This window comes from Vibrio sp. OPT46, assembly GCF_015163535.1.
GTDB classification, from domain to species: domain Bacteria; phylum Pseudomonadota; class Gammaproteobacteria; order Enterobacterales; family Vibrionaceae; genus Vibrio; species Vibrio alginolyticus.
Window position 1 is genome coordinate 1 of sequence record NZ_JADDYG010000479.1, and the last position, 477, is coordinate 477.

Annotated in this window: 1 pseudogene; it reads left to right on the forward strand. The window is 29.1% G+C overall.

The window, feature by feature from the left end:
• A pseudogene (locus IQR33_RS20000) lies at positions 1–309 on the forward strand (type VI secretion system ATPase TssH); the annotation flags it as partial.
• Positions 310–477 lie beyond the last annotated feature (168 nt).

A 477-nucleotide genomic window follows, 5' to 3' on the forward strand; every position in this document is an offset into this window, starting at 1 on the left:
GTATTACCTTATTTGCCTCTATCAAGAAAAGTATTGATAGAAATAACAAAATTAAAGTTGGATAAAATTACGACTCGTATTCGTAAGCACTATAACGCTGACCTATTTTTTGATGAGGAACTAATTAATGATATTGTAGACAATAGCAATGAGTCTGGGAGTGGTGCGCGTGTGGTACAAACAACCATAGAAAATACATTGCTTCCGAAGATTTCTCATGAAATATTGCATGCAATTCTTAATGATAAGACGTTTGATGAAATTATTGTTAAAGGTACAACTAGTGGACTTGATGTCTCAATAGTTTAACATCCTTTACACTCTCAATAATAATTGGGAGTTGGTTCATATTAACTATTATTTTTTATAAAAAACGCTTAAATTAAATCTTATTTAAAGATATAACAGGGCGTATTTAAAATGAAGTTTTTGATACATTAATCACTAATTATCACCAAACGTCAGATAATTAAATTA